The organism is Hungatella sp. (assembly GCF_046966825.1).
In genome coordinates this window covers 1-24058 of the sequence record NZ_JBKVCZ010000017.1, presented here as the reverse complement: position 1 = coordinate 24058, position 24058 = coordinate 1, and the positions used below count along the sequence as shown (strand labels likewise).

General features: G+C 51.1%; 20 protein-coding genes and 1 pseudogene. 7 read left to right on the top strand and 14 right to left on the bottom strand.

Features of this window, described 5'->3' with window-relative positions; genetic code table 11:
• Positions 1-74 precede the first annotated feature (74 nt).
• Together ACLTD4_RS07825 and ACLTD4_RS07820 are read left to right on the top strand one after the other, a co-directional pair.
• Positions 75-632, top strand: coding sequence for a PadR family transcriptional regulator (locus ACLTD4_RS07825; protein WP_002600761.1), 558 nt, complete (start codon positions 75-77; stop codon positions 630-632).
• A complete protein-coding gene (locus ACLTD4_RS07820; protein WP_412331224.1) occupies positions 613-1263 on the top strand; it encodes a methyltransferase domain-containing protein in 651 nt (216 codons plus the stop codon). The genes ACLTD4_RS07825 and ACLTD4_RS07820 overlap by 20 nt, the downstream gene beginning before the upstream one ends.
• A gap of 171 nt (positions 1264-1434) precedes the next feature.
• Here the strand turns inward: ACLTD4_RS07820 and clpA are convergent, their stop codons facing one another.
• On the bottom strand, positions 1435-3699 hold the full coding sequence (clpA, locus tag ACLTD4_RS07815) for an ATP-dependent Clp protease ATP-binding subunit ClpA (protein ID WP_117620830.1): 2265 nt from the start codon (positions 3697-3699) through the stop codon (positions 1435-1437).
• Between the two features lie 75 nt (positions 3700-3774).
• On the bottom strand, positions 3775-4071 hold the full coding sequence (locus ACLTD4_RS07810; protein WP_002600764.1) for an ATP-dependent Clp protease adaptor ClpS: 297 nt from the start codon (positions 4069-4071) through the stop codon (positions 3775-3777).
• A gap of 201 nt (positions 4072-4272) precedes the next feature.
• Here ACLTD4_RS07810 and ACLTD4_RS07805 point away from each other — a divergent pair, with 201 nt between their 5' ends.
• Positions 4273-6129, top strand: coding sequence for an LTA synthase family protein (locus ACLTD4_RS07805; RefSeq protein WP_117620831.1), 1857 nt, complete (start codon positions 4273-4275; stop codon positions 6127-6129).
• 35 nt (positions 6130-6164) lie between these two features.
• Here the strand turns inward: ACLTD4_RS07805 and ACLTD4_RS07800 are convergent, their stop codons facing one another.
• The 8 genes from ACLTD4_RS07800 to ACLTD4_RS07765 form a co-directional block, all read right to left on the bottom strand.
• Positions 6165-8864, bottom strand: coding sequence for a translation factor GTPase family protein (locus ACLTD4_RS07800; protein WP_117620832.1), 2700 nt, complete (start codon positions 8862-8864; stop codon positions 6165-6167).
• 201 nt (positions 8865-9065) lie between these two features.
• Positions 9066-10052: a radical SAM protein gene (locus ACLTD4_RS07795; protein ID WP_117620833.1), complete on the bottom strand. Its 987-nt coding sequence runs from the start codon at positions 10050-10052 to the stop codon at positions 9066-9068.
• 1 nt (position 10053) lies between these two features.
• A complete protein-coding gene (locus ACLTD4_RS07790) occupies positions 10054-11439 on the bottom strand; it encodes a glycoside hydrolase family 57 (RefSeq protein WP_117620834.1) in 1386 nt (461 codons plus the stop codon).
• Between the two features lies 1 nt (position 11440).
• Positions 11441-12493, bottom strand: a complete 1053-nt coding sequence (locus tag ACLTD4_RS07785; RefSeq protein ID WP_002600769.1) for a zinc-dependent alcohol dehydrogenase — start codon at positions 12491-12493, stop codon at positions 11441-11443.
• Positions 12490-13341 carry a sugar phosphate isomerase/epimerase family protein gene (locus tag ACLTD4_RS07780; protein ID WP_117620835.1) on the bottom strand — a complete coding sequence of 284 codons (852 nt, stop codon included), beginning with the start codon at positions 13339-13341 and terminating at the stop codon, positions 12490-12492. The genes ACLTD4_RS07785 and ACLTD4_RS07780 overlap by 4 nt, the downstream gene beginning before the upstream one ends.
• Before the next feature lie 7 nt (positions 13342-13348).
• Positions 13349-14176, bottom strand: coding sequence for a carbohydrate ABC transporter permease (locus ACLTD4_RS07775; protein WP_117620836.1), 828 nt, complete (start codon positions 14174-14176; stop codon positions 13349-13351).
• A 17-nt stretch (positions 14177-14193) separates the two neighbouring features.
• Positions 14194-15078, bottom strand: a complete 885-nt coding sequence (locus ACLTD4_RS07770; RefSeq protein ID WP_055657284.1) for a carbohydrate ABC transporter permease — start codon at positions 15076-15078, stop codon at positions 14194-14196.
• Between the two features lie 479 nt (positions 15079-15557).
• Positions 15558-16925, bottom strand: a complete 1368-nt coding sequence (locus ACLTD4_RS07765) for an ABC transporter substrate-binding protein (protein ID WP_055657283.1) — start codon at positions 16923-16925, stop codon at positions 15558-15560.
• 225 nt (positions 16926-17150) lie between these two features.
• Here ACLTD4_RS07765 and ACLTD4_RS07760 point away from each other — a divergent pair, with 225 nt between their 5' ends.
• The gene (locus ACLTD4_RS07760) at positions 17151-18044 is read left to right on the top strand and encodes an AraC family transcriptional regulator (RefSeq protein WP_117620837.1); all 894 of its coding nucleotides are present in this window, start codon (positions 17151-17153) and stop codon (positions 18042-18044) included.
• Between the two features lie 30 nt (positions 18045-18074).
• On the opposite strand, the gene ACLTD4_RS07755 is transcribed toward ACLTD4_RS07760, so the two are convergent.
• From ACLTD4_RS07755 to ACLTD4_RS07740, 4 genes and pseudogenes are all read right to left on the bottom strand, one after another.
• Positions 18075-18899: an EcsC family protein gene (locus ACLTD4_RS07755; protein WP_117620838.1), complete on the bottom strand. Its 825-nt coding sequence runs from the start codon at positions 18897-18899 to the stop codon at positions 18075-18077.
• 2 nt (positions 18900-18901) lie between these two features.
• Positions 18902-19261, bottom strand: a complete 360-nt coding sequence (locus tag ACLTD4_RS07750) for a YccF domain-containing protein (RefSeq protein ID WP_002600776.1) — start codon at positions 19259-19261, stop codon at positions 18902-18904.
• 176 nt (positions 19262-19437) lie between these two features.
• Positions 19438-21194, bottom strand: a pseudogene (locus tag ACLTD4_RS07745) (ABC-F family ATP-binding cassette domain-containing protein).
• Positions 21195-21473: 279 nt separating this feature from the next.
• Positions 21474-21749 (bottom strand): hypothetical protein, encoded by a 276-nt coding sequence (locus tag ACLTD4_RS07740; protein ID WP_117620839.1) that lies wholly within the window; start codon positions 21747-21749, stop codon positions 21474-21476.
• 142 nt (positions 21750-21891) lie between these two features.
• Between ACLTD4_RS07740 and ACLTD4_RS07735 the strand changes: the two genes are divergently transcribed.
• The 3 genes from ACLTD4_RS07735 (at position 21892) to ACLTD4_RS07725 (ending at position 23947) form a co-directional block, all read left to right on the top strand.
• On the top strand, positions 21892-22611 hold the full coding sequence (locus tag ACLTD4_RS07735; RefSeq protein WP_117620840.1) for a sigma factor: 720 nt from the start codon (positions 21892-21894) through the stop codon (positions 22609-22611).
• Complete coding sequence (locus tag ACLTD4_RS07730) at positions 22595-23545, top strand: hypothetical protein (RefSeq protein WP_243008261.1); 951 nt, start codon at positions 22595-22597, stop codon at positions 23543-23545. The genes ACLTD4_RS07735 and ACLTD4_RS07730 overlap by 17 nt, the downstream gene beginning before the upstream one ends.
• 132 nt (positions 23546-23677) lie before the next feature.
• On the top strand, positions 23678-23947 hold the full coding sequence (locus ACLTD4_RS07725; RefSeq protein ID WP_117620842.1) for a hypothetical protein: 270 nt from the start codon (positions 23678-23680) through the stop codon (positions 23945-23947).
• Positions 23948-24058: the final 111 nt, after the last annotated feature.

Sequence of the window (24058 nt, the reverse complement as noted above, 5' to 3'; positions counted from 1 at the left end):
ACAAAATAGTCAGTACTGAGTATACTGTAATTACTCAGTACTGACTATTTTGTATAAGAGAGGAGGAACTTCTCATGATCCCGCTTTACATCCTCGGCCTGCTGCTTCGATTTGGTCCGCAGCACGGCTATCAGATTAAGAAACTGTTGGAAGAACAGTTAGAGGACTTCACCCAGATCAAGCTGCCAACCGTCTATTACCATTTAGAGAAGATGGAGGCCGCCGGCCTGATCGAAGCCCACAGGGACCGGCAGGGAGCCAGACCCGAAAAAACCGTATACCGGGTCAGTGACGCGGGAACCGGCCGTTTCAATGAGCTGCTGGCCGAGACGCTGAATATGCAGTACCGCCCTACGTTCGACAGCGACGCCGCATTCTATTTTTCCGATCATTTGGACAGCACCACACTTTTAAACAGCCTTTCCAGCCATGCTGCGCACTTAAAAAAAGCGCTGGAAACCATCAGACACCACCGGGAGGAGACCATGGCTGCCATTCCGGAACAGCTAAGGATACCGGCCGGCATTATATTTGAACACCATATTCTCCATTTCCAGGCGGAGCTTGAGTGGGCAGAACAATCGATCCGTAAGTTTGAGGAGGCAGATCAAGATGAAAATGAGAGTCATTGAAACCAATGTGGGAATTCAGAATGAAGTAACCGTAGAAATGTTTGATTCCTTTGCCCGCACCATGCGTGACCGCGGCTGGAATGGAGTGAACTCCATGATTGCCTCCGGCCTCCGCGGCGGAGACATGCTGGAAATCGGCCCCGGCCCTGGATACGTCGGTCTGGAAATTGCGAAGAAGCTGACTCCCGATTCCCTCACCGGATGTGAGATCAGTCCCGCCATGCTCCAGTTCGCCCGCAAAAATGCGAAGAATTACGGGATCGATGCCCGGTATGTCCAGGGCAACTGCATGGAGATGCCATTTGAGGATGAAAGCTTCGACAGCGTCATCTCCAACGGTTCCCTGCACGAATGGGAAACCCCGGTTCGCGTCTTCAACGAAATTTACAGGGTGCTCCGTCCCGGCGGACGGTACTGTATTACCGATCTCAGAAGGAACGTAAATCTGCTGGCCAGATACCTGGGGCTGGCAACCGCAAACCCCCGGGCAATCCGTCCAGGATTTATTTCCTCCTTAAACGCAGCTTATACGGTGGGCGAAATTACAGAGCTTCTGCGCAACTCCGATTTAAAAGGAGCTATGGTAACGACCGATTTCTTTGGACTGTGTATCTCTGGTGAAAAGAAATAAAACAGCAGCAGCCGCAGTATTTATCTCTGCGGCTGCTGTATGCGTCTGTCTATGGCTGTTCCAGTAAGGAATTGTTTCAATCCGCGCTCGATCATCTCACAGAGTGCGACTACATCTTATAGATGCGCGGCTTGACTTCTTGTGGAGGTGGGGGAATTTCCGCTTGTTTTGTTAAAGCAGTATCACCTGATCCCCATCATAATCAATCTCACAGCTTCCGCCCTTCTTCAGCCGCCCGAACAGCATCTCATCCACCAGGAGCGGCTTAATCTCCTGACCGATGATCCGCTTAATCTCCCTGGCTCCGTATTCACGGCTCACGCCTTTCGCCGCCAGGTATTTCCGGCACGCTCTTGACAGGGTCAGCTCCACGTTTTTCTCCGCCGCCTTCCGGGCCAGATTACCGAATTCTTTTCCCACAATCCGGTCCGCCATGGCCGCATCCAGCGGACGGAATATAATGATCCGGTCGAGGCGGTTTCTGAACTCCGGCCGGAACACGCGCTTCACCTCATCGGTGATTCCTTCCTCATTCAACTGCCGTCCCCCGAATCCGATGGAGGCGCGGTCGGCCTTTTCCGCCCCCGCGTTGGAGGTCATGATTAAAATAACGCTGCGAAAATCCGCCTTCCTGCCCTGGTTGTCGGTCAGCGTCGCATAATCCATAATCTGAAGCAGAATGTTATAGATGTCCGAATGCGCTTTCTCGATCTCATCGAGCAGGAGGACACAGTGCGGGTTCTTCCTGATCGCTTCCGTCAGAAGGCCGCCTTCCTCATATCCCACGTAGCCCGCCGGCGATCCGATCAGCTTCGCCACCGTATGTTTTTCTGAGTACTCGCTCATATCAAACCGCACAAGGCGGATTCCAAGCACCTCAGCCACCGACTTTGCAAGCTCTGTCTTTCCCACGCCGGTCGGTCCGACGAACAAGAGACTCCCCACCGGTTTATTCTCCTCGCTCAGGCCCGCCTTCGACAGCTTGATGGCATTGGTCAGCTGATCCACCGCCGCCTCCTGACCGAAGACTCTGCCCTTCAGCTCCCGCTCCAGACGTGCCAGCTTCTGCCGTTCCTCCGTCTCCACCGTCTGCTTCGGAATCCTGCAGATCTTCGCCAGCACCTCTTCCACCAGCTTCTTATCCACCACCTGGATCTTCTTGTTTTTCGGATGCAGCTCCAGATAGGCCCCCGCCTCGTCAATTAAGTCAATGGCCTTGTCAGGCAGATACCGCTCATTGATATACTGTTCCGAGAGACTGGCCGCGTGCTCCATGGTCCCCTTCTGGTAGCGGACATGGTGGAATTTTTCATAGTACGGCTTTAGGCCATTTAAGATCTCCACCGTCTCTTCCACCGTCGGTTCCTTGATATCGATATTCTGAAAACGCCTTACCAGGCTCTTATCCTTTGAAAAATACTTCTTATATTCCTCATAGGTGGTAGCCCCGATAAATTTAAGCTTTCCGTCAGTTAAATACGGCTTCAGCAGATTGGAGGCGTCCATGGATCCGCCGTTTACCGCGCCGGCCCCTACCAGATTATGAATCTCATCGATATAAAGAATGGGATTTTCTTCCTCCTTCAGCTCTTCCATCACCGCCTTGAGCCGCTTCTCGAAATCGCCCCGAAACTGGGTGCCCGCCAGCATGGATCCCAAATCAATCCCGTAGATTCTGGCATTTTTCAGCTTCTCCGGTACGCGGCCCTCGTTGATTCTGGCCGCCAGTCCATACGTGATGGCCGTCTTTCCCACACCGGGTTCCCCCACATGGAGCGGATTGTTCTTCTGACGCCGGCACAATACCTGCATGGTGCGTTCCAGCTCCGCCTCCCTTCCTATTAAAGGGCAGCTGTTTTTCACCTCATCATTGATACAGACCGCGTACTGAAGCAGAACGCTCTCCCGCTCCTCTTCCGCATCTTCTTCATTATCCATATCAGAGGTTCCACCTGTTCCTGCATGACTGTCGGTTCCGCCTGTTCTGCCCGCTCCAGCCCCCATCTTTCTCCCGGAACCACCGGTGCCCAGTTCCACCAGGAGGTCCACGCATTCCACGCCCTGCATCTGAACAAAATACGCGCCGTAGCTCTCCTCCAGCTCCATCATGCTGTACAGCAGATGCGGCAGCTCAATCGTATCGCGGTCCGAGGAGATCGCCTTCCTTGCCGCCTCCTCTATGGTCTGGCTCAAGCCGTAGCTGACCTCGATACCGCCTTCATCCTTCTCCACAGTGTCCATCTGCCCCAGGTACTCCTCCAGCCGTGACTTTAACTTTTTCACGTCGCCTCCGCAGCTTTTAAACGCAGCCTGGAAGGCGGGCCGGTCTGCAAGCACAAACCACACGTGCTCCGGGGTCACGTACTCATTTCCCCGCCTCCCCGCATTTAAAACTGCGTCGTTCAGCAGCTCTTCCACTTCTTTTGCTATCTTCAAATTTCTTCTTCCTCCAGTCATAATCGGCAGCCTTTGTCCGCGTCCTGCCTTCACAGTAATCTGCACAGCGTCGTACTATGACTCCACTTCCACCCGGAACGGATATCCCTGCTCCCGGGCAATCTTCACCGCCCTGGCCGCCTTCGTCTTTGCAATATCGTAGGAATAAACGCCCACCACGGCTTTCTGTCCCTTATGGACCGTCATCATGATGGCTACCGCTTCCTCATAATTTTTGCGGAACACGTCAATGAGAATCTCCACCACCACATCCATGGGCGTAAAATCATCGTTGTACATGACCACTTTATACTGTTTTGGCTGTTTCAGCCTGATTTCTGTTTTTTCTGACAATCCTGTATTTGCCGGCATACTGTATCATTACCTCCTGATCCGGATCATTTAAACTCCATTTTAATCCATCATGCATGGAAATGCAAGCGGTAACGGAAGGCTGGAAAATCTCCTGATCAGCTCAGTTTCTGCTGCATTTTATATTTTTATTTTCTCTCTTGAACCCAAAAAATCTTTGTGGTACGATAACCTCATTCCCATGAACAGTGAGGCTTACCAATGACAAAAGAAAATATACTTCCACTGGCCCGCAAAGCGGCCCACATACTTTTTACCGTATTTCTTATGACGGTTCCATGTATTTCCTATTTTTTATTTGAGTATGTAACCGGCAATCTGGCGACGATCCCTTCCTATATGGCCGCCCTGAACATCGGCTGGATTTATGTCCTCTATCTCCTGGTGTTTGCGGCGAGCGGGCGGACCAGAATCGCCATCCCCGTCGTGTCCATTCTCCTGTTCCTCCTCTCCCTGGCCGAGGCCTTCGTGGTGTCTTTCCGGAGCCGCCCCATCATGTTCTGGGATATTCTGGCCTTTGGAACAGCCATGACGGTTTCCCAGAACTACGTATTTACCATAACGAAGGCCATGAAAGAAGCCGGAGTGATTCTCCTCGTCATCAATATAGCCGCAGCCGCATTTCCAAGACGGATCTCCGGCCGCAAATACAGGCTCGCCTTCGCTAGCACGGCGGCCGGTGTCACCGCCGCCTACGGCGTATGGTTTTTTACATTTCTCATGCCCTCCTGGGGCCTGGGAATCAACATGTGGGAGGTCAACGAGACCTATAAGGAATACGGTTACGTCCTCTCCACGGCGGTCTCCTTCCGCTATGCGGTAAAGCAGAAGCCTGCGGGGTACGGCACATCACAGATAAAACGGATCTATAACGATTACAAGGCGGAAGATGTCCTCCTGGCCTCTGCCGAGGAGGTGGCCCTGGGTGAAGATATCATCACCCCGGTCAATATTATCTGCATCATGAATGAGAGCCTGTCCGACTTACGCACAGGAGGTTCCTTTCAGACGAATCAGGCGTATTTCCCATTCCTGTACAGCCTGAAAGAGAACACGATAAGCGGAAGCCTGTGTGTTCCCGTCTTCGGCTCCATGACGTGCAATTCGGAATTCGAATTTCTGACAGGTGATTCCATCGCCTTCCTGCCTTCCAACTGCAGCGCCTACCAGTTCTACATAAAGCCCGGAACGTACAGCCTTGTCAGCACCTTAAAGGACCAGGGCTACCGGACCGTCGCCATGCATCCTTATCCGGGTGAAAACTGGAACCGCGATACGTGTTACAAGAATATGGGATTCGACGATTTCATTGATGAAACCCGCTATGAGGAACGGGATTTTCTGAGAAATTACGTGAGCGACCAGTCCAATTACGAGAACCTGATCAAACAGGTGGAGAATAAGGAGAATCCTGCCGACCGCCTTTTTCTGTTCAATGTGACCATGCAGAACCACGGCGGCTATGAGGGAATCTACGACAACTTTCCGCAGGAGGTGTGGCTGACCGGCTCCCTAAAGGACAAGTATCCGAAGACCGACCAGTATTTATCACTGATGAAGCGTTCCGATGAGGCCCTGGAATACCTGATCCGATACTTTGAGGCCAGCGACGAGCCCACCATGATCGTGATGTTCGGAGACCATCAGCCCAGCGTGGAGGATGAATTTTTCGATGAGATTGCAGGCATGCCCAGCGCCGACGTTCCCGCCGGAGACCACTTAATGTGGTATGAGACGCCATTTCTTATCTGGACAAACTATGAATCCGGATCGGAGCAGAAAGGGAAGATGAGCGCCATCTATCTCGCTTCCGAGCTGCTGGATCAGGCCGGCCTGGATATGACGCCGTACCAGCGTTTTCTGCTTTCCATGGAGGAAACACTGCCCGTCATTCATCCGCTTGGCTGCTATGATGCCTCGGGAACCTACTACTCCTGGGAAGAGACTGGTCTTGACAGTTTTCCATACCGGGATACCATAAGGGATTACGAGTATCTCGTTTACAACCACAGCTTCGATCCGAAGAAATATAAGGACATGTATATAGCTGAACCATAAAAACAGTACACCGTTCACAGATAAAGGAACTTCCATCATTCTTCCGGAAGTTCCTTTATCTGTTTCATCATCTCCTCGGACACCGAATCCAGCAGATAATTTTTATGCTTTTCCCCTGTCTTTCTCTCCTGATACTCCTGATGAACCGTCTCGCTCAAACGGCGGATCTCTTCCTTCAGCTCCCTGGCCGATATCAGCCGGCAGCCCTGGCCGTGTATGATAATCTGTTCCAAATGGTCCGAAGTGGCCACTGTTACATCGTATTTTCTGCCATTTTCGTGGGCGAACTTCTCAATATACTGGTCTGCCGTCTCCGCCTCCTTTGTAAAGACCACCTGTATGTTGTGGTAGTCCAGGCACTCGGTCACATGGCCCTGGACCCGGTAGGCGTCGAACACGGCAATCAGCCGGCATTTCTTCATGCCCTGGTAATTGCAGAGAATATCGAGGAGTTTTCCTCGGGCGCCGTCGATGGTTTGCTCCGCCAGCTCCTTCAGTTCATCCCATGCGAAAATGATGTTATACCCGTCAACCAGAAGATACTCTTCCCTGGGGGCCTCCTTTTTATAGGTCCTCACCGCAGGAACGCTGCGAGAGTTCTCCCTGTATTTCTCCCTGTTCTTCCACCCGGATTTAACCCCGGAGGAATTACCCCGCCGGTTGGCGTAAAAGGTGCGTTCCAGAATGGCATCCACTTCCTCCGTGCCGATCCATTCCCTGTCACTCTCCGGCTCATCATTCCGGCCGTTCGCCGCCTGACCTTTTCTGGCGGCAGCACCGGCAAGCCCGGCTATTCCATCCGGCCCCATGTCTTTCTGTGGTTCCAGACAGCTTTCCAGATGCATATACTCCGGGACCTGGTCCCATTCCACTAAGAATCCCGCCCCATGGGCACAGAATACGGACCCAGCCGGGTTCGCCATGTCTCCGTCCGGATCATAGCCGATTGCGGCCACCACTTCCTCCGTATTGTGGCACGGCCCGTAGCCGGAAAATGTAAACGACAGCCGTCCCGCGCCGCCCGTATAGGCGGTTACCTCTTTCTGATATCCCCCCATACAGGCCGCCGGGGCGCTTCCGGTGAGAACTGCCCGGTCTCCCTCCATGACCGGAGGCATCACTTTCCCTGCCATGCGCTCCACATCGCTCATCGCCCGTCCCACGTAACGGTCCGGAAGTTCGAGGCGGAAATCGTAAAATGGCTCCAGCAGCATGGATTCCGCCTGCATCAGTCCCTGACGGACTGCCCGGTAGACAGCCTGGCGGAAATCGCCGCCCTCCGTATGCTTTAAATGGGCCCGCCCCGACATCAGCGTGATCTTCATATCCGTGACCGAAGAACCCGTCAGCACACCCTTGTGCTCCTTCTCCGCCAGATGGGTCAGAACCAGCCGCTGCCAGTTTCTTCCCAGAATATCCTCGCTGCAGGCGGAAGCAAACTGCATACCGCTCCCAGGCTCCCCGGGTTCCAAAAGAAGATGGACCTCCGCGTAATGACGAAGCGGTTCGAAATGCCCCACGCCCTCCACCGTGTTCGTGATCGTCTCCCGGTAGACGATGCTCCGGTCTCCGAATTCCACACAGAGACCGAAACGTTCCTCGATTACACTTTTTAAAATCTCCATCTGAATCTCGCCCATAATCTGGACATGGATCTCCTTCTTGCTCTCCTCCCATGTCAGATGCAGCTCCGGATCTTCCTCCTCCAGCTCCCGGAACTTCGGAAGTACAGCCGCCGCATCGACGCCCTCCGGCAGCCCGATCCGGTATGTCATCACCGGCTCTAAGAGCGGCATGGCCGAGGCCGCTTCGATCCCCAGCCCCTGTCCCGGAACCGTTTTGGCAAGCCCCAGCACGGCGCAGACGGCGCCGGCCGACGCCTCCCGCACCGTCTCGAATTTCTCCCCGGAATAGAGGCGTATCTGGTTTACCTTCTCCTCGTCGATGATCTCCCTCGTCGATAAGCTGCCGCCCGTAATCTTCATATGGCTCATACGGTTTCCCTGGGCATCTCTCGATATCTTGAAAATCTTCGCTCCGAATTCCTGCGGATATTCAGGCGCCTCCGTATACTCCTCAAGTCCCTTCATGAATTCCTCCACGCCCGTAAACTTAAGCGCAGAACCGAAAAAGCATGGAAAAAGGCGTCTGTTTATAATCTGCTCCCGTATCCCGGCCATCTCCACACGGCCGGTCTCCAGATATTCATCCAGCATCTCCTCACTGGTCATGGCGATCTGCTCATAAAAATGATCCGTTCCGGCCTCTCCGAAGTCCACAAAGTTTTCCTTTAAGATTTTTCTTAGGTCATCCAGGATAGCCCCTTTCCCCAGCCCCGCCAGGTCCATCTTATTGATAAAGAGAAATGTGGGAACCCGGTATCTGGCAAGAAGACGCCACAGCGTCCTCGTATGCTCCTGCACTCCGTCCGTTCCGCTGATCACCAGAATGGCGTAATCCAGCACCTGCAGGGTCCGTTCCATCTCCGCCGAGAAATCCACGTGCCCCGGAGTGTCGAGAAGCGTCATCTCCATATCCTTCCACTTCAAAATGGCCTGTTTCGAGAAAATCGTAATCCCCCGCCTCTTCTCCAGTTCATACGTATCGAGAAACGCGTCCCCCCGGTCCACCCGTCCCATTTTCCGGATGCTTCCGCCCATATAGAGCATCGCCTCCGATAATGTCGTCTTTCCCGCGTCTACGTGGGCCAAAATACCGACTGCCAGTTTCTTCATCTTTGTATCGTTCTCCTTCTATGTGCAGCAGAAACTCTCATGGTTTTGTCGTTTTCCGCCTCAATACCGAAAGCAAGCTGCCTGCAAAAAACACAGACAGCCTGCTGTTTATGAGTATTATAACATTCACAGGGAAAAAGCGAAAGATGTTTTTCCATTCCACTTCCGGTAAATCAAACCGTTGAAAGCGGTTTTTCTCTTTTACAGCTCATAAAAACACTCCTTGTCCCCCCAGGAGCAGTGTCTGCACGCCGGATTTCTCCCATTTTCCACCAGCTTCCGGAACTTTTCAGCTTGTTCTCCCCGAAAGAGTGCCTCAAGCGGCTGTTCCCGCACATTCCCCACGGAAAAGTCGGTAAAATCAGTACAAAACGATGTCTCTCCATTCCACATAATATGGAGATGACGCCATGGAGAAAGACAGGGTCTCACGATTTCTCCGGAACGAACATGCGGCAGATACCGGACTTTAAAAGCATGCGTCCCGTGCTCCTCCAGGCGGAATCCGGCCTTCTCCATCTCCGAATCCCCCTCACCACTCTGCCTCCACGATTCAACCGCCTCCGCTTCGATGGAAAATTCCCGTTCCATCACGGCTTTATATTCTCCAATCTCCCGGCCGTTTAAAACGATCATATCCTGAAGCAGCACCTCATCCACGGGAAAATCCGACAATTCAGCAAAAAACTCCTTCAGCTGCCCTTTCAGCTCCTCCGTCAAAACGGCCATACAGACCACCGGCAGTAAAGGCGCCGCCCTCTTTACTGCAAGCAGATTCTCCCTGATCTTCCGGAATGTTCCCGCTCCGCGGATGCTGTCATGGAGCTGCTCCGGTCCGTCAACAGACACGTAAATCTTGTCCAGGCAGTACGGGACAGTCTCCGCATGCCGATCCAGCAGAGTCCCGTTTGTAACGATTCCGACCCGGTACCCCCGTTCATGAAGTGTGGAGGCGATCTCATCAAAGCACGGGCTCATAAGCGGTTCCCCGCCCCAAAGCATGACCGATGGCTTCTTTCCGGCGGCCGCGTCCAGCTCATTTACGATCCCAAGCCACTCTTCAGTTTTCAGAGCCATGCTCTCCTTGCCGTCACGCAGCGCGCTGTTTTTCCTCTGTCCGCAAAACCAGCAGCTTAAATTACACTGCCTGGTCAGCTGTAAATGAATCATCTCCAGTCGTCGTTCCATCTCACTCTTCCTCAAAATACCGCATCTCCATCAGCCTCTCCTCGATCAAACCAAGCTGGGAACTCATAATATCGGGTGAATACAGGGAACGGAGCCCGGCGATTCCCAGTTCCTCCATCGCCCCCGCCACCCGGTCATTTGCCCGGTACAATGCCTCCAGCGCCTCTCTCACATTAAATCTGCCGGGAGAAGTCGGAGCAGGCGGCCATCTTGCATCCGACACCCACCCTTCGGTAACCGCCCGGAAGGCCTCAGCCAGCGCTTCATTCTCATGCCAGTCGATCTGCTTATAGGCGGCGATCCCCTCGATCCCCTCCAGAATCATGCGGCAGACCGGATCCAGCTGCAGCGCCTGATCCGTATTCAGCCATGCCTTTGCCGTTCCCCCGTGCCACGCAGCCCCATTTTCAATTTTCAAAATGGACAGGTTCTCCAGAAGCTCTGCGGATTCCACCACCTCCGAAGGTGTCGCCGGAACAAATCCGCTTTCTATGGACAGGTCCATGATTTCCTTAAACCGTTTCAAGCTGTCGCCTTCTTCCTCAAAGAACCTGGCCTGATTAAACTGTTTGACATAGAAGTATGCCGAACTTCCTATGTATTCCGCATCCTCGGCATACGGCATGATAAAGGAGCCTGTCTCCTGTGCACGCGCATTCCAGCGGCAGAACATGGACTGAATCTCCTCATAGCGGACCGCCTCTTTTCTCACGCCCTCCGTCGCCCCCATCAGATACCAGAGCAGCAGATTTGCCATACAATCGGAACGGAAGATCAGCTTCATCCCGTTGTCACAGATGGAGGGATTTGTCAGATACTTTAAATACTCCGGCTTATCCTTTATATATTCCTCAATAAGAAACAGCTGATTTTTATTGCTGTGCCCCTGCACGTCATAGCACAGTCCGGTGGCCTTTCTTATCTCGGGAAATGAGAGAAAGAAGGAATCGGCGTCCATAATGAGTGTCTCGATTCCCACCTCCTTATAGATGCCCGGAATCTGTGCATTCCAGCTGCATTCCGGATTCCAGCCAACCTTCGGGCGGATTCCCGTATAACGCTCCCATGTGTCCAGGCTCCTTAACAAGGTATGTACCGCCACCTCACGCGGCACATTTCCCATCATCAGATGTGTATACGGGGATGCCACCGGCTCCACCTGACCGTCCAGAATCAGCGCCTTCAGCTTTTCCATCACCTCGGGAGCCAGCCTCTCTATTTCATCCAGCGTCTTGCCGCTGGCCTCAAATCCTATTTTATACTGATTGTCTCGAACCAGGTCAAACAGCTTTTCATAGCAGTTTTTCACGACCCATTCCCGCCGTTCCATTTTCAGCTGGGAATACTGGATGTTCGCATGTGGAAGAAAAATAACTTTAGGCCTCATATTATTTGCTCCAATCAAAGATTATTTTAAATACATCCTCGCCCTTTGCCATCTTGTATTCAAATGCCTCCGCACACTTCGACACCGGCCAGATCTCCACCGGAAGGCCGTTCGTATCGAATTTCCCCTCGCTGATCCAGGTAAGAATCTGCTCCTTACAGCCGGGCGCCAGCGCACAGGACATGGAAATTGTGCAGTTCTTTGTAAACCAGCGGTGATAGCTGTCCATGATGATTTTCTCCGGATAATCCCCCTGCCAGTGAATGTGGCCCGGCGCATCGTCGGTTCCCCAGCCGCCGTCCTTCAAATATTTATGGAGAATACCTGGCACCTCCGCATTGCCGGAGCACTCGATGATCTGATCCGCCATGGCGCCTCCGGTGGCCTTCCTGATCACCAGTTCCGCTTCAAACGGATCGGCCACAAGGTCCACATACTTCTTCGCAATGTCACGCCTGAATTTATTCGGCTCAATGGCAATGACTCTCAAATTCGGATTTACGATCTTTAAAATCTGCATGGCGCTGATTCCCACCATGCCTGCGCCGCTCACCACGATCGTCTGTCTGCCCTCCAGATTCAGCATACGGATTCCCTTTAGGGCCACACATGGAAGATAAGCCAGCACACCGTCAATATAGGAGAGGTTTTCTGGAATCTTGACCATATAGTCAAATGTGTCATTCGTGGTATCGGAATCCTTTACCGTGTATTCGGAGCCGCCGCCCCATGCGGCACAGACATCACCGTATTTCCGGCATTCGTTAATCATAACCCGGTCTCCCGGTTTCAGGCTTCCATCGCTCTCGTCCCCTGCCGCGACTACCTCACCGGCAGTTTCATAACCAGGCACCAGCGGATAGTAGCACTGTTCCGGATGCTGAAGTCCCTTATAGGTCTTCATATCCGTTCCGCTGGAAATACTGCTGTAATACGTCCGTGCGATATAGGCATCCTTTTTTGGCTCCGTCAGAGTAATCTCCCTTAAGCGGACTTCATATGGTCTCTCGATCACGACGGCCCTTGTCTTCTTATAATCGTAAATAGTACTCATAGCCAGACCTCCTTCAAAATAGTCTCCAGGTACTGTTTGCTGCGCCTGGTCCCTTCTTCTATGTCCTGTGGTTCCTCATATTCGATCATCAGGGTATCCGTCCATTTCAGAACCGTTTCTATGATGCGCTTCCAGTCTCTCTTCTCATCTCCGATGGCTCCAGGTTTTAAGTGACCGCCCGGCAGCTTTACAAAATCCTTGATATGGGCATAGGCGATGCGGCTGCCGACAAGCTCCGCCGTCTCTTCCACGTCGCATCCCGCAATGGCATAGAGATTGGCCGGATCGAAGACGAATTTCAAGCTGTTATCCGTTTCCCGTAGAATTCTCTTTAGACACCCGGTCTCCGTGGCTGCCGAATGGAAATGAACCACTCCGTCCGGATACGCCGTCACTCCCCCATGGGTCTCCATGGCTGTCATCACTCCATGCTCCTTTCCATACCGGGCTACCGTGTTTAGCGCATCTATCATACGTGAAAAGCGCGTCTCATCCACTTCCCTGTAAGGTGTAAAACCAGCAAATATCCGCAGCGTTTCCACTCCTAAAAAGGAACAGATATCGATTACCGTCTTAATCTTCCCGATATCCTCCGCTGCCGCGTTCCCGTCTTCAAGCGTAAAGTCATTGCCCGTCGCTGCGGTATCCAGAGAAATCCCAAATGCTTCATACTCCTTCTTTACCTGCTCGAGAAGACGTACATCTGCGTCTGTCTGCACATCCACAGGCGAATTGGCGATTCCCAGTTCCAGGGAAACGAGCCCCAGGCGTCTTGCCAAGTCAAGCTGCTGCGGCAGTGTAAGCTCCCGAAAGCCCCACGCAGCCGCTCCGATTCTAATCTCCTTCATGCCTCACTCATCCTTTCACCGCTCCCGCGATCAGTCCCTGAATCAAATATTTCTGGAAAATCAGATAAATAATAATGATTGGAATACACACGATCATGGCTCCGGCAAATGCCGTCACATAATCTGTATTTAAATATCCGTTTACCACCGAGTAGAGCCCTGCGATAATTGTCCTCTTTTCCGGCCTGCTCACAATAGTAAACGCCAGCACAAACTCGTTCCACACCCACATAAACTGATAGAGAAGCACGGTGGCCAGAGCCGGTTTCGCCAGAGGAATGGCAATGTTGACGAAAATCTTAAATTCCCCCGCTCCATCTATCTCCCCCGCCTCGTAAAGTTCATACGGGATTCCCGCAAAAAATCCCTGAAGGACAAAGACTGCGAAGGGCAGGCCGCCCGCCGCATAGGTCAAAATCAGTCCCGCGTGGGAACTGCCGAATCCCAGCTTTCTTAAGACAATAACGATGGGAAATATGATCATTCCAGCCGAAATCGTTTGGCCTGCCAGAAGATAAATCAAGGTCACCTGACTTAAATTTCCCTTATACCGGGAAATGGCAAAAGCCAGCATCGTCGCAAAAACCAGCATCAATAACAGAGAGAAAGCGGTAATCGTCACGCTGTTTTTCGTGAGAACGGCAAAATCCGCTTTCTGCCACGCATCACTGTAATTGGAAAACAGGAACTTTTCCGGAAGGCTCCAGGGCTTTGTCATCAATTCCTTTTTAGATTTAAAGGAAGAAAAGAAGACCCAGATAATCGGGATCATCGTGACGCTGAATACCATCATCGCAAGTACGAAACCTAAAAATAACTTTTTTACTGTCTTCATGCTGTCCGTCTCCCTTCTCAATCCGCAGTCCTGTTCTGTATTTTCATCTGGATAAAGGAACAGATGATCACAAACAGGGTCAGTGCTGAGATGATTGCCATCCCGTATCCGGCGTTGGAATTCGTAAATACAGTTTTATACGAATACGTAAGAATCATCTCCGTGGTATAATACCCCGGTCCTCCTTTTGTCATTGTGTATATCAGGTCAAAAACTCTGAATATATCTATAAATACTAAAACATAGACAATTGTGATAATTCGTTTCATACACGGGATGGTGACATTTCTGATCACCTGCCACCTGCCTGCTCCGTCCAGCACCGCGGCTTCGATCAGATCGATGGACACGGACTGGAGACCCGCAAGAAACAGAACGAAATAGACCGGAACCATCTTCCAGAGAGAGGTAAAGGTCACCGCATACAGGGCCGTCTTCGTATTGGTAATCCAGCCTGTGGCCAGCCCTCCCAGTCCCACCGCCTTTAATATCTCGTTTAAAATACCGTACTGCGGATTATAGATCCACTTCCAGAGAAACACGGTTACAATCGTCGGTATCATAGCCGGCAGGTATGTTACAGTCCTCCAGAAGGACTTTTTCCTCGTGAAATTCTCAACCAGATAGGCGACGGCAAATGCGGCCACCGGAACGACGATCAGGGTGATGATTCCATATTTAATGTTGTTGAGAACCGATACTCTTAAGATACTGTCATACAACAGATTCACATAATTCTTAAATCCCGTAAACTGCGCGTCCGCCAGATTCACGATGCCGTTCCAGTTGGTAAAGCTGATATAGAATCCCAAAAATACGGGAAATATCCAGAACACGGTGTACACGGCCAGCGCAGGAAGGGAAAACATTAGAAAATATTTTCGGTTCCTTCTCTCTTTCATAAAGTGTACTTGAAAACTCAGCTTTAGACATGAGAGGAATTATGCCCCTCTTGACTCCTTTGTGAGCTCCTTCTCCTTTTTAATAATTTTCAATTGCTCAAACATCCGCTTGCATTTCACTCTATTATTATGTATAATATACCCATCTTTAAAGTTAAGCGAGAAAGAAAACCGTTATGTAATCGCAGAGAAACACCTGTTTACAAAGGCACTTATCTCGACCCTTCCAGTGCAATATATGTTGTACTGGTTTTAAGAGAGGAGCCGGATGTATTAATCCGGCCCCTCAATTTAACTAGGAAAGTGAAGATTCCCCCACATCTATAGGCGGAAGGGTAAATCGCCAAAACAAGTTTAACGGCAGTGGCGGGCGGAGAGAAATCGGTATCCCCCCACTGACATGAAGTCAAACTACACATCTCTAAAAGGTGTGGCCGCACTCTGTGAAATTACCGAACGTGGATTGAAACAAACAAACGCTATTTCTGAGCCTGCTCCTCTTCCCAGATCTTCTGGACATGATCCAGCACACCGGCCGGAGTCTGATTTCCCTGAATCATCTCCTGGATGCCCTTGATCATATTATCCAGTACCTTGGAGGACACCATGTCCAGAAGGTAGAAGGAATCTGCGGTTCCCGCGCCCTTTAACTGCTCTGCCGCTGTAAGGAGAGCCGGATGGGTAAGACCTGCGTTCCATTCATCCACATTGACTATCTTTCCTAATTCTGTTACATCACTCTTCTGAACCTTTTCACCAAATAAAAATGCCAGTGCGTCCTCGGCTGCCTCCTGATTCTTCACGTTTGCCGGGATACACCACATGCTGCCCCAGGTAACCGACACACTCGTCTTTGGATTCTCAACAAAATCCATCTTTTCGATGATATTGTACTCGAAATCGTCTTCCTTCGAAGAATCGATAGCTGATGCCATGCCGGTGTGAGCCGTGTACATGCCGGCCTTTCCCATAACGAACTCGGCAATCGCGTCATCGTCGGAAATATAGTCGGCGCTGGACTTATCAATTACACCGCTCTTAACCATCTCATCGACAATCGTCATTGCTTCCACCATGGAAGGATCGTTGTATTTCGCCTCGTTATTATAGGCTTTGATCAGCAGGTCCGTACCCACAAGCTGAGCCTGTACCTTAGCCAGAAGATCTGGTGCACACCAGTTCCCGCCGCCGGTCACAATCGCTTTGTAGCCATTGTCATTTAAAGTCTTCGCGGCATTTGTAAGTTCCTCGAGATTTGCAGGCTCTTCAATTCCCAGCTCCGCAAACAGCTTCGTGTTATAAAAGATACAGCTTGTATTTGCAAAATCCGGGATTCCGTACACGCCATTTTCCGGATTATTGAGCGGGCCTGCCCATGCAAGCGCGCCTTTGTTGTAATTCCAGCCCTCTTTTCCAAGGAAACCGGTCAGTTCCATGAGCTGTCCATTGGCGGAATATTCGTTGAAGGTCGTCTTCATCAGCTGTACAATCTCCGGTGGATTATCCCCCATCAGCTCCGCCTTCACCTTGTCGTCATAGCCCTCTGAGCCGTAAAACTCCAGATTAATCTTTACCGGATTGCTGTCATCTGCGTTGTACTCGTCCACAAGAACGGGCCAGTTGGAAATCTGGCTCTCCGACCATTTAATGAGGACTCTTACCTCCGGCCTTTCCGCCGGCTTCTCACTCTCTGAAGCCGCCTCCGTCACAGCCTCTGTCTCCTTTTTCTCCGCAGCCGTAGTCGTCTCTTCCTTCGTGGCAGGCGCTGATCCGGTCGATCCGCATCCGGTCAGGGCAGAAAATGCCATTGCTGCTGTCATTACGAGTGCCAGTGTCTTTTTCTTCATTTCCTTCTCCTCCTGTAATCAACATTTTTAATATGGTTCATGAATAGTTTCAACCTCATCTGTAGCCTTTTAAAACAAAGAAACCGCGGTTTATAGTGCACTCTGTTTATTTTTTATTGATTTGCAAACTTATTTTTGTTAATATTATAATATAATAAAGATTCATCAAAAACAATATGTTTTGTTGTATTTTATATAAAAAATGTTGTCTTTCAGGAGGGACTTATGCAAAGAAATATGATAGAAATCTTTCGAAAGAATATTTCCGGGGAATCTTCATCCCTTTCCTTTGGTTTTGCCGGCCGGGAACAATGTATGGGCAGCCACTCCTTTGGTCCCGCCAAGAGAGCCCATTATCTGATTCATTTCATTATAAAAGGAAAGGGTGTCTTCTTTGCTGATGAGAAAAAATACGTATTAAAACAGAGGGACATGTTTTTAATCCGGCCCGGAGAGACAACATTTTACTATGCGGACGAGGAGGATCCCTGGGAATATGCGTGGGTCGCATTTGTTGGAAGCGATGCGGCGCAGATTACGGAAAGCTGCGGTTTTGCCTATAGTCCCGTGGCGACCTATCCCGATTCCCCGGAACTGATTGAATCCATTGACGACATCATCCGCCACATGCAGTCCGGTGATGAAAACGATTACTACCTTCTCTCCCGGCTGTACAACATTTTTTACCATCTCTCCAGACCGGTCATCAACACACAGAATGCCTATAAGAATGAGATTGTCCGCCGCACGGTAGGCGTGATCCGGAGCAACTATTTTGAGAAGCTCACTATCCAGTGGTTGGCCGACCAGGTCCGGGTTGACCGGACTTATCTTTACCGCCTGTTTAAGAAAGAAGTGGGTATATGCCCCAAAGAATACTTAACCCAGTACAGAATCCGTATGGCCACGGTCATGCTGTCCACGACAAACCAGTCCATAAAGGAGATCAGCTACGCCTGCGGTTTTACCGACACCTCCCTTTTCTCCATCTGCTTCAAAAAATACTTAGGCTTCACGCCCCAGCAGTTCCGGAAGATCGACGGAATTCAGCAGCTTTCTTTCCAGATGATTGAGGACGGACAAAATCAGGGGAAGACAGCGGGACCGGTTGAACTGTAATCAGGACAACAAAAAAGGAGCCCGGCAGGTTCATCCCCTGCTCCAGGCTCCTTCTCCGGCAGCATTCCGCTCCCACAAAAATCTTCTTCGATACTTAAGTTCCGCATAATCCGTAATTTTCTTTAGATAAACGCAGTCCGACAAACCTCCTGCGACACCCACAACAGGCAGTCCCTGTACAAACTTCATATACAGAAGTTCCTCCGAGAGCCGGTCCGCCGTCTTGCGCATCAGAACCTTCTTCTCTTCCAGTCCGCCGGTTCCTTCGATCCAGCGGTTAATCCGCTCGTTATCCTCAGCCAGTTCCCCGCCCCGTTCCAAAGCAGTCTTGATAATCTCCAGCAAAAACTCCTGCTCCCGCTCAGACTCGTAAGCGTACCCGTAACTGACGGCAATCTCATAAAGGCTCTTCAGAATCACGCCTGTAAACAGGGGGATATCCGGTATCCCGATTCCGAAGACCCCTGTGCCAATTCCCTCCACTCCGGAAATCAGCAGATTCTTCGTCTTAGACACCCCCGCCTGCTTCGAAAATGCCTTCAAATTCTTCCTGTTTTCCTTCAGACCGACGGCATAAGCGTTCAGCTTCTGCCTGTACTCCCCGTCTTCCTTCCGGTACGTCTTATTGATCACCGTTCCGCCTTTTTCGAAAACCAGCTGAAACGCCTTGTAAAACGCGGCCTCCAGCGTTCCCTTTAACTTCTCCGGGACTACCCGGTCCAGCTTCTGATTGATGATCGACGGCCCCTTTTCCTTCTGCCGTTCCACGAAACGCGCCTCGCTCTTCTTAAGCGCGGCCCATTCCTTTTCCAGCGCTGTACTCTTTTTCCCCGGACGCTTTCCCGGAAACTCCATATTTAATACACCTCACTTCCAAACGGCATCAGAGCCAGCTTCGCCAGTTTGAACTGCTGAAGCCCAAAAGGAATTCCAATCACCGTGATGCACAGCACCACTCCGATCAGGGCCGACTCGATCGCTAAGGGCAGCCCCGACACAATGAGCCAGATTAAATTTAAAAGAAAGGATCCCGCGCCGCCGCCATACCGGACCTCTTTCCCAAACGGAAAGAAGCTGAGCGCGGCAAATTTAAAGCACTGCATCCCCACCGGAATGCCGATAATCGTAATACACCAGAGGCAGCCCGTAAGCGTCCAGCTCAGCCCACTGATGAAACCGCCGAATATAAACCAAAGTAAATTACCAAGACAACCCATATTATCCCTCATTTCTATTCATTCCACTACACTGTACCATCCCGCCGCACGCTGTGCAATCCCTGGACAACAGCTTTTAGAAAAAAATAAGGGTTCGCTAAGAATTCTCTTCGCTTTCGTAACAGTTCCGCCTTCGCCAGGCCGACTGTCTGCTGCCGGAAGCGAAGGCGGAACTGTTACTCGTTTTCCTCTCCGGACCAGACGGCGTACCACTCCAGACAGAGCTCATGCCAGACAGCGGCCATTTCCTCATACCGGCGGCAGAGCTCCGTATATTCCGGTTCCTTCTCCCACCTCTTTCCGGACCAGAAATCTTCCGACACCAGCCACTCCTGTTTCATCGCTTCCATCGCCGCGTACAGTTCTCCTGCCTGCGCTCCGGCCGGAATCATTTTTTCGGATATCAGACGAAGCCGCCAGTCGATATACGCATCCTCCGCGGATATTTCCTTAAGTCTGTGACGCTCCGCCTTCGGAACCGCCCTCATACCGGCGATCAATGCCTGTTCCTCTGCCTTCATCTGGGCTGCCAGACCGCCTTCCTCCAGTGTTTCTCTCCGCCCGAATATCCATGTGGTTCGTCGGCTCGTCCAGAACGAGGAAATTAGGTCTGCTCTGCATTTCCGCAAGCACCAGCCTCGCCTTCTCCCCTCCCGAGAGAGAGGATACAGATCTCTGCGCCACGCCCTCCAACATAGCCCCCAGACGTTGCGCGCCTCTTTCCGTCAGCGAGGAAATAAGTCGAAAATGATCTGCCACTGTTTTTCAGAGTCACCTGGGCCGAAAGCTGGTCAAAATATCCCATGGTAATATTGACTCCGACGGACATTTCCCCGTCCAGCGGCGGAAGGAAACCTGCAACCGTCTTTAAAAAGGTCGTCTTTCCGGAGCCATTTGGCCCCAAAATGCCGATCTTCTGTCCCCGCCGGATTCTCATGGTAATCTCCAGCAGGGCGCGGTCATAACCGATCTTTAAATGTTCCGATTCAAAGACCCATTTGCTGCCGATTATGAGCGGCGTCAGTTCCCCGGTAAAGATATGGATATCATCTTCCTCCGGCTTCTCCACCCGGTTCATCCGTTCCATAGCTTTCTTCTTCGCTCTTGCAAACGACGCCTTGGTCGGTTTGTGTTTAAACCGTTCCACCACGGAATTCAGCCGCTCCAGTTCCTCCTGCTGGCTCTCATACGCCTTTTTCTGTAAGCTAAGCTGCTTTCGTTTCTGCTCCCTGTATGCGGAGTAATTCCCCACATAGCGGGTAAGCTTCCCTCCCGCTACTTCATAGACCACATCAGCCGTCCGGTCTAAAAAAAAGCGGTCATGGGATACCATCACCACTGCCTTGTCATACTGCCTTAAATACTCCTCCAGCCACTGCACCGTCTCTAAGTCCAGATGATTCGTCGGCTCATCGAGCAGCAGAATATCCGGTTTTTCCAGCAAAAGCCGGATCAGTGCAATCTTCGTCTGCTCTCCTCCTGAAAATTCGGACAGCTTCTTTTTCTTATCCTCTTTTGAGAATCCGAAACCGGTAAACAGGATGTCATACTCCCGCTCATAGTCGAACCGTTCCCGGTCCCATTCTGAAAAAATTGCGGAACCGCTTAGGCCTGTTCCATTTTTACCCGGGATCTCTCTTCCAGGGCAGCCCTTAAGGAGTTCCTCCTCCACCGTGCATGACGTATCACCGAAAGGCTGCTGCCTCATCATGCCTACGGTAAGTCGTCTGGAAGCCATGATTCCCGGCCCATTCCGTTTATCGTCCCGGTCCAGAGAAATCTCGCCCGCTAAGAGTCTTAAAAGAGTCGTCTTTCCCGCCCCGTTCTTCCCGGCAACTGCAATCTTTTCCGTTCCCCGTATTTCAAAATTAATATGGGACAGTATCGGCACTCCGCCGGCGCTCACCGTCCCATCCATTATCTGGTATAACATAACAATCCCTTTTTTCTGTTTTATTTTATTTCTGCCTCTTAATCTTATCACACCATTTCCGCCGGCGCTATCCCTATTTTACACCGATGACGCGGGATTTTATACCGATGCCTCCGTAACGTGCTGTCCAAAGTTTTTTTGTTTCTTAGAAAGCACTTTCCTGTAATAAAAAAGAAACCCGGAAGAATCAATGATTCCGCCTGAGTTCCTTTTCCAGCCAGCTTCTTTTCCAGCCCATTTCTTTTCCAGCCTGTTACCTTTCACTAACTTCTCCGGTTTTCAATGGCAGCCGTGACTTCCATGGTTCCCATGGCTTCTGTGGTGTCCCCGCTGGCTTCCGCTTCCCGGTCCGCAGTTCTCACTGTGATACGAGCAGGTTCCATTCTGGCACGTTCCACGATAGATTACTCCATCATGCTCATGGCAGGCCTCTGTCTCACAGCCTTCCACGCCACACGACTCATACCGGTCGCAGACACGTGTCGATGCCAGCGCCGGAAACGCCATACTCAATACAACAGCAGATACAAGAATGCCGGTTATTATTTTCTTCATAAATTCATATCCTCATTTCATTTTTTATTCTCGTTTAAAGAATACGACGGCTCTCTTCCAAAATGTAGGGTCTGAAAAAATTTTTATTGATTTACATAACCTGGAAAAAGCTGTACAATGGCATGGAACAGGAGGTGGAACCGTGAATGACATTGAAAACCGCATAAAAAAAGCTCAGTCCGATTCCGCAGAGCTTGAGCAGCTTTTAAGCGACTATCTGCCTCTCTTAAAAAAGCAGGCCGGCGCGGCCGCATCTCCGCTTCTGGATTATGAAGACCGGCTCAGTCTCGCCATGCTGACTTTTGTCAGCTGCGTCCGCCAGTACACGGAGAACAGGGGCAGCTTTATTTCATTTTTCTCGGTCTGCTTTCATAACCGGATCAATGATGAGATCCGCAGGCAGAACCGGTATTTGAAGAGTATTCAGCCGTCTGGTTTCGATGCGGCCGAGCTGGAAGCCGCGGCAGGGAAAGCCTCCTTAGAGGCCTACGACAGGGAACAGGAACGTCTCTCCCTCTGCGAGGAGATTGACCGCCTTTCTGAGGCAATCGGTGTATACGGCGTCGTCTGGAAGGATCTGCCTCGTATTTGCCCCAAACAGGCGCGTGCAAAAGCCACGTGCCGCCAGTTAGCTGCGGCCGTACTTTTAAATCCGGAATTTCACGCCATGTTTTTTGAACAGAAAAAGCTCCCGCAGGCACAGCTTGCCTCGGCTCTCTTTATTTCTCCAAAAACTATAGAAAAGCACCGGAAATACATTGTAACTCTGATCATCCTCTTATCCGGAGATTATCCCGGAATCAGAGCATTTCTTCCACAATACAGGGAGGTGATACCGATTGAAGATGGGAATTATCATTGAAATAACAGGAAAAGAAGCTGTCATAATGAAAAATGGCGGAGATTTCGTCTCACTCCCGGCAAAAGAAGGCTGGAAAAAGGGGGATATCGTCCCTGTAAAGACGAAACAGCGATCCCGCCGTTTTCTCACAGCCGCCGCTGCCATCGCCGCCTGCCTGTGCTTCATAGTAACCGGAGGCGGTTACCACTATTATTATGCACAGGCGGCTTTAATCAGTGTGGATGTCAATCCTTCCATTGAACTGACCGTCAACCGCCTGGACCGTGTAACCTCTTCCTCGGCTCTCAACGAAGATGGGGAAGCTCTGCTCTCGGGCGTCCGGCTGACCGGCATGGAGTGTGGGGAAGCGGTAAAAGAATTGCTGCAGTCCGAAAGCGGAGAACCGTATCTGTCCGGAAATAAGAACGTGGTAGTCACCGTCTACTCAGCCAATGAGGCCAGACAGTCCCGGCTCCTGGAGGAAATCCGAGAGACGGCAGATACTACCGTGACCACGCTGCGCCCAGACGGAAATACGGAATACCGGGCTGTGACCTCTGAGGAGGTGGAAGCCGCCCATTCCTGCGGAGTGACGGCAGGCAAATATATTTACCTGCAGAAACTGGAGGAGGCGGCACCTGAAACCGATATTACCCAGTACAGCCATTGCTCTATCGATGAAATCAAGGAACATATTTCCAACTGTAAAAGCCGGCACCAAACGGATTACGAGGGATCCGGGAAGGCGGGGTCCGGATCGAAATATTCCGGGTCTGAACACGCGGATTCGAGGCATTCGGAATCGGAGCACTCGGATTCGGAGCACACAGGTTCGGAGCATTCGGATTCGGAGCACACAGGTTCGGAGCATTCGGATTCGGAGCACACAGGTTCGGAGCATTCGGATTCGGAACACTCAGATTCGGAACACTCTGGGGCGGGACACTCTAATTAGGAACACTCCGAATTCGCTTCCCTGACTCATAAGTTCCCGGCTCACATTCCTCCGATCCTGCCCCAAAAGAATCCCTTGCCAAATACAGCCAGAACTGCCATATCGCAACAGAAATTAAGGGGGGTACCAAACATGTTAGGCTTATATATTTATCCGCCGCCCAAAGGAACTGAATACACAGCAGCCGATCTCGAACAGCCGGATAAAGTTATCGAGTTATTCGGCTACTGCGGTATTTTAGAAGGCCTGATCACCAAAAAAGGCTGGGACTTTCTAATTCAATTATATGGGTATGAAAAGCTTTTCGAGATGGATAAGGCCGGAATGTGGTTTGATGTTGAAACGATCGAAGAGTATATGGAAAATGTTCAGTATGAAAGAGCGATCTCACCCGATTCCTAATGCGGCACATTCCCCTGAATGGAGACAAAAAATATGTATTACCAAAACTGGTCTGAGTTAAAAAAATTTAATCCTGTTAAAGACGGAAAATGGGATCAGGAACTCTTGTAT

Bases quoted from the DNA above. Each gene is read 5' to 3' on its own strand.
- ACLTD4_RS07770 (WP_055657284.1), bottom strand. From the start codon at position 15,078: ATGAAAGAGAGAAGGAACCGAAAATATTTTCTAATGTTTTCCCTTCCT.
- ACLTD4_RS07775 (WP_117620836.1), bottom strand. From the start codon at position 14,176: ATGAAGACAGTAAAAAAGTTATTTTTAGGTTTCGTACTTGCGATGATG.
- ACLTD4_RS07765 (WP_055657283.1), bottom strand. From the start codon at position 16,925: ATGAAGAAAAAGACACTGGCACTCGTAATGACAGCAGCAATGGCATTT.
- ACLTD4_RS07820 (WP_412331224.1), top strand. From the start codon at position 613: ATGAAAATGAGAGTCATTGAAACCAATGTGGGAATTCAGAATGAAGTA.
- ACLTD4_RS07730 (WP_243008261.1), top strand. From the start codon at position 22,595: ATGGGAATTATCATTGAAATAACAGGAAAAGAAGCTGTCATAATGAAA.
- ACLTD4_RS07755 (WP_117620838.1), bottom strand. From the start codon at position 18,899: ATGGAGTTTCCGGGAAAGCGTCCGGGGAAAAAGAGTACAGCGCTGGAA.
- ACLTD4_RS07800 (WP_117620832.1), bottom strand. From the start codon at position 8,864: ATGAAGAAACTGGCAGTCGGTATTTTGGCCCACGTAGACGCGGGAAAG.
- ACLTD4_RS07740 (WP_117620839.1), bottom strand. From the start codon at position 21,749: ATGAAGAAAATAATAACCGGCATTCTTGTATCTGCTGTTGTATTGAGT.
- ACLTD4_RS07790 (WP_117620834.1), bottom strand. From the start codon at position 11,439: ATGAGGCCTAAAGTTATTTTTCTTCCACATGCGAACATCCAGTATTCC.
- ACLTD4_RS07725 (WP_117620842.1), top strand. From the start codon at position 23,678: ATGTTAGGCTTATATATTTATCCGCCGCCCAAAGGAACTGAATACACA.
- ACLTD4_RS07795 (WP_117620833.1), bottom strand. From the start codon at position 10,052: ATGGAACGACGACTGGAGATGATTCATTTACAGCTGACCAGGCAGTGT.
- ACLTD4_RS07810 (WP_002600764.1), bottom strand. From the start codon at position 4,071: ATGCCGGCAAATACAGGATTGTCAGAAAAAACAGAAATCAGGCTGAAA.
- ACLTD4_RS07805 (WP_117620831.1), top strand. From the start codon at position 4,273: ATGACAAAAGAAAATATACTTCCACTGGCCCGCAAAGCGGCCCACATA.
- ACLTD4_RS07785 (WP_002600769.1), bottom strand. From the start codon at position 12,493: ATGAGTACTATTTACGATTATAAGAAGACAAGGGCCGTCGTGATCGAG.
- ACLTD4_RS07780 (WP_117620835.1), bottom strand. From the start codon at position 13,341: ATGAAGGAGATTAGAATCGGAGCGGCTGCGTGGGGCTTTCGGGAGCTT.
- ACLTD4_RS07760 (WP_117620837.1), top strand. From the start codon at position 17,151: ATGCAAAGAAATATGATAGAAATCTTTCGAAAGAATATTTCCGGGGAA.
- ACLTD4_RS07825 (WP_002600761.1), top strand. From the start codon at position 75: ATGATCCCGCTTTACATCCTCGGCCTGCTGCTTCGATTTGGTCCGCAG.
- ACLTD4_RS07750 (WP_002600776.1), bottom strand. From the start codon at position 19,261: ATGGGTTGTCTTGGTAATTTACTTTGGTTTATATTCGGCGGTTTCATC.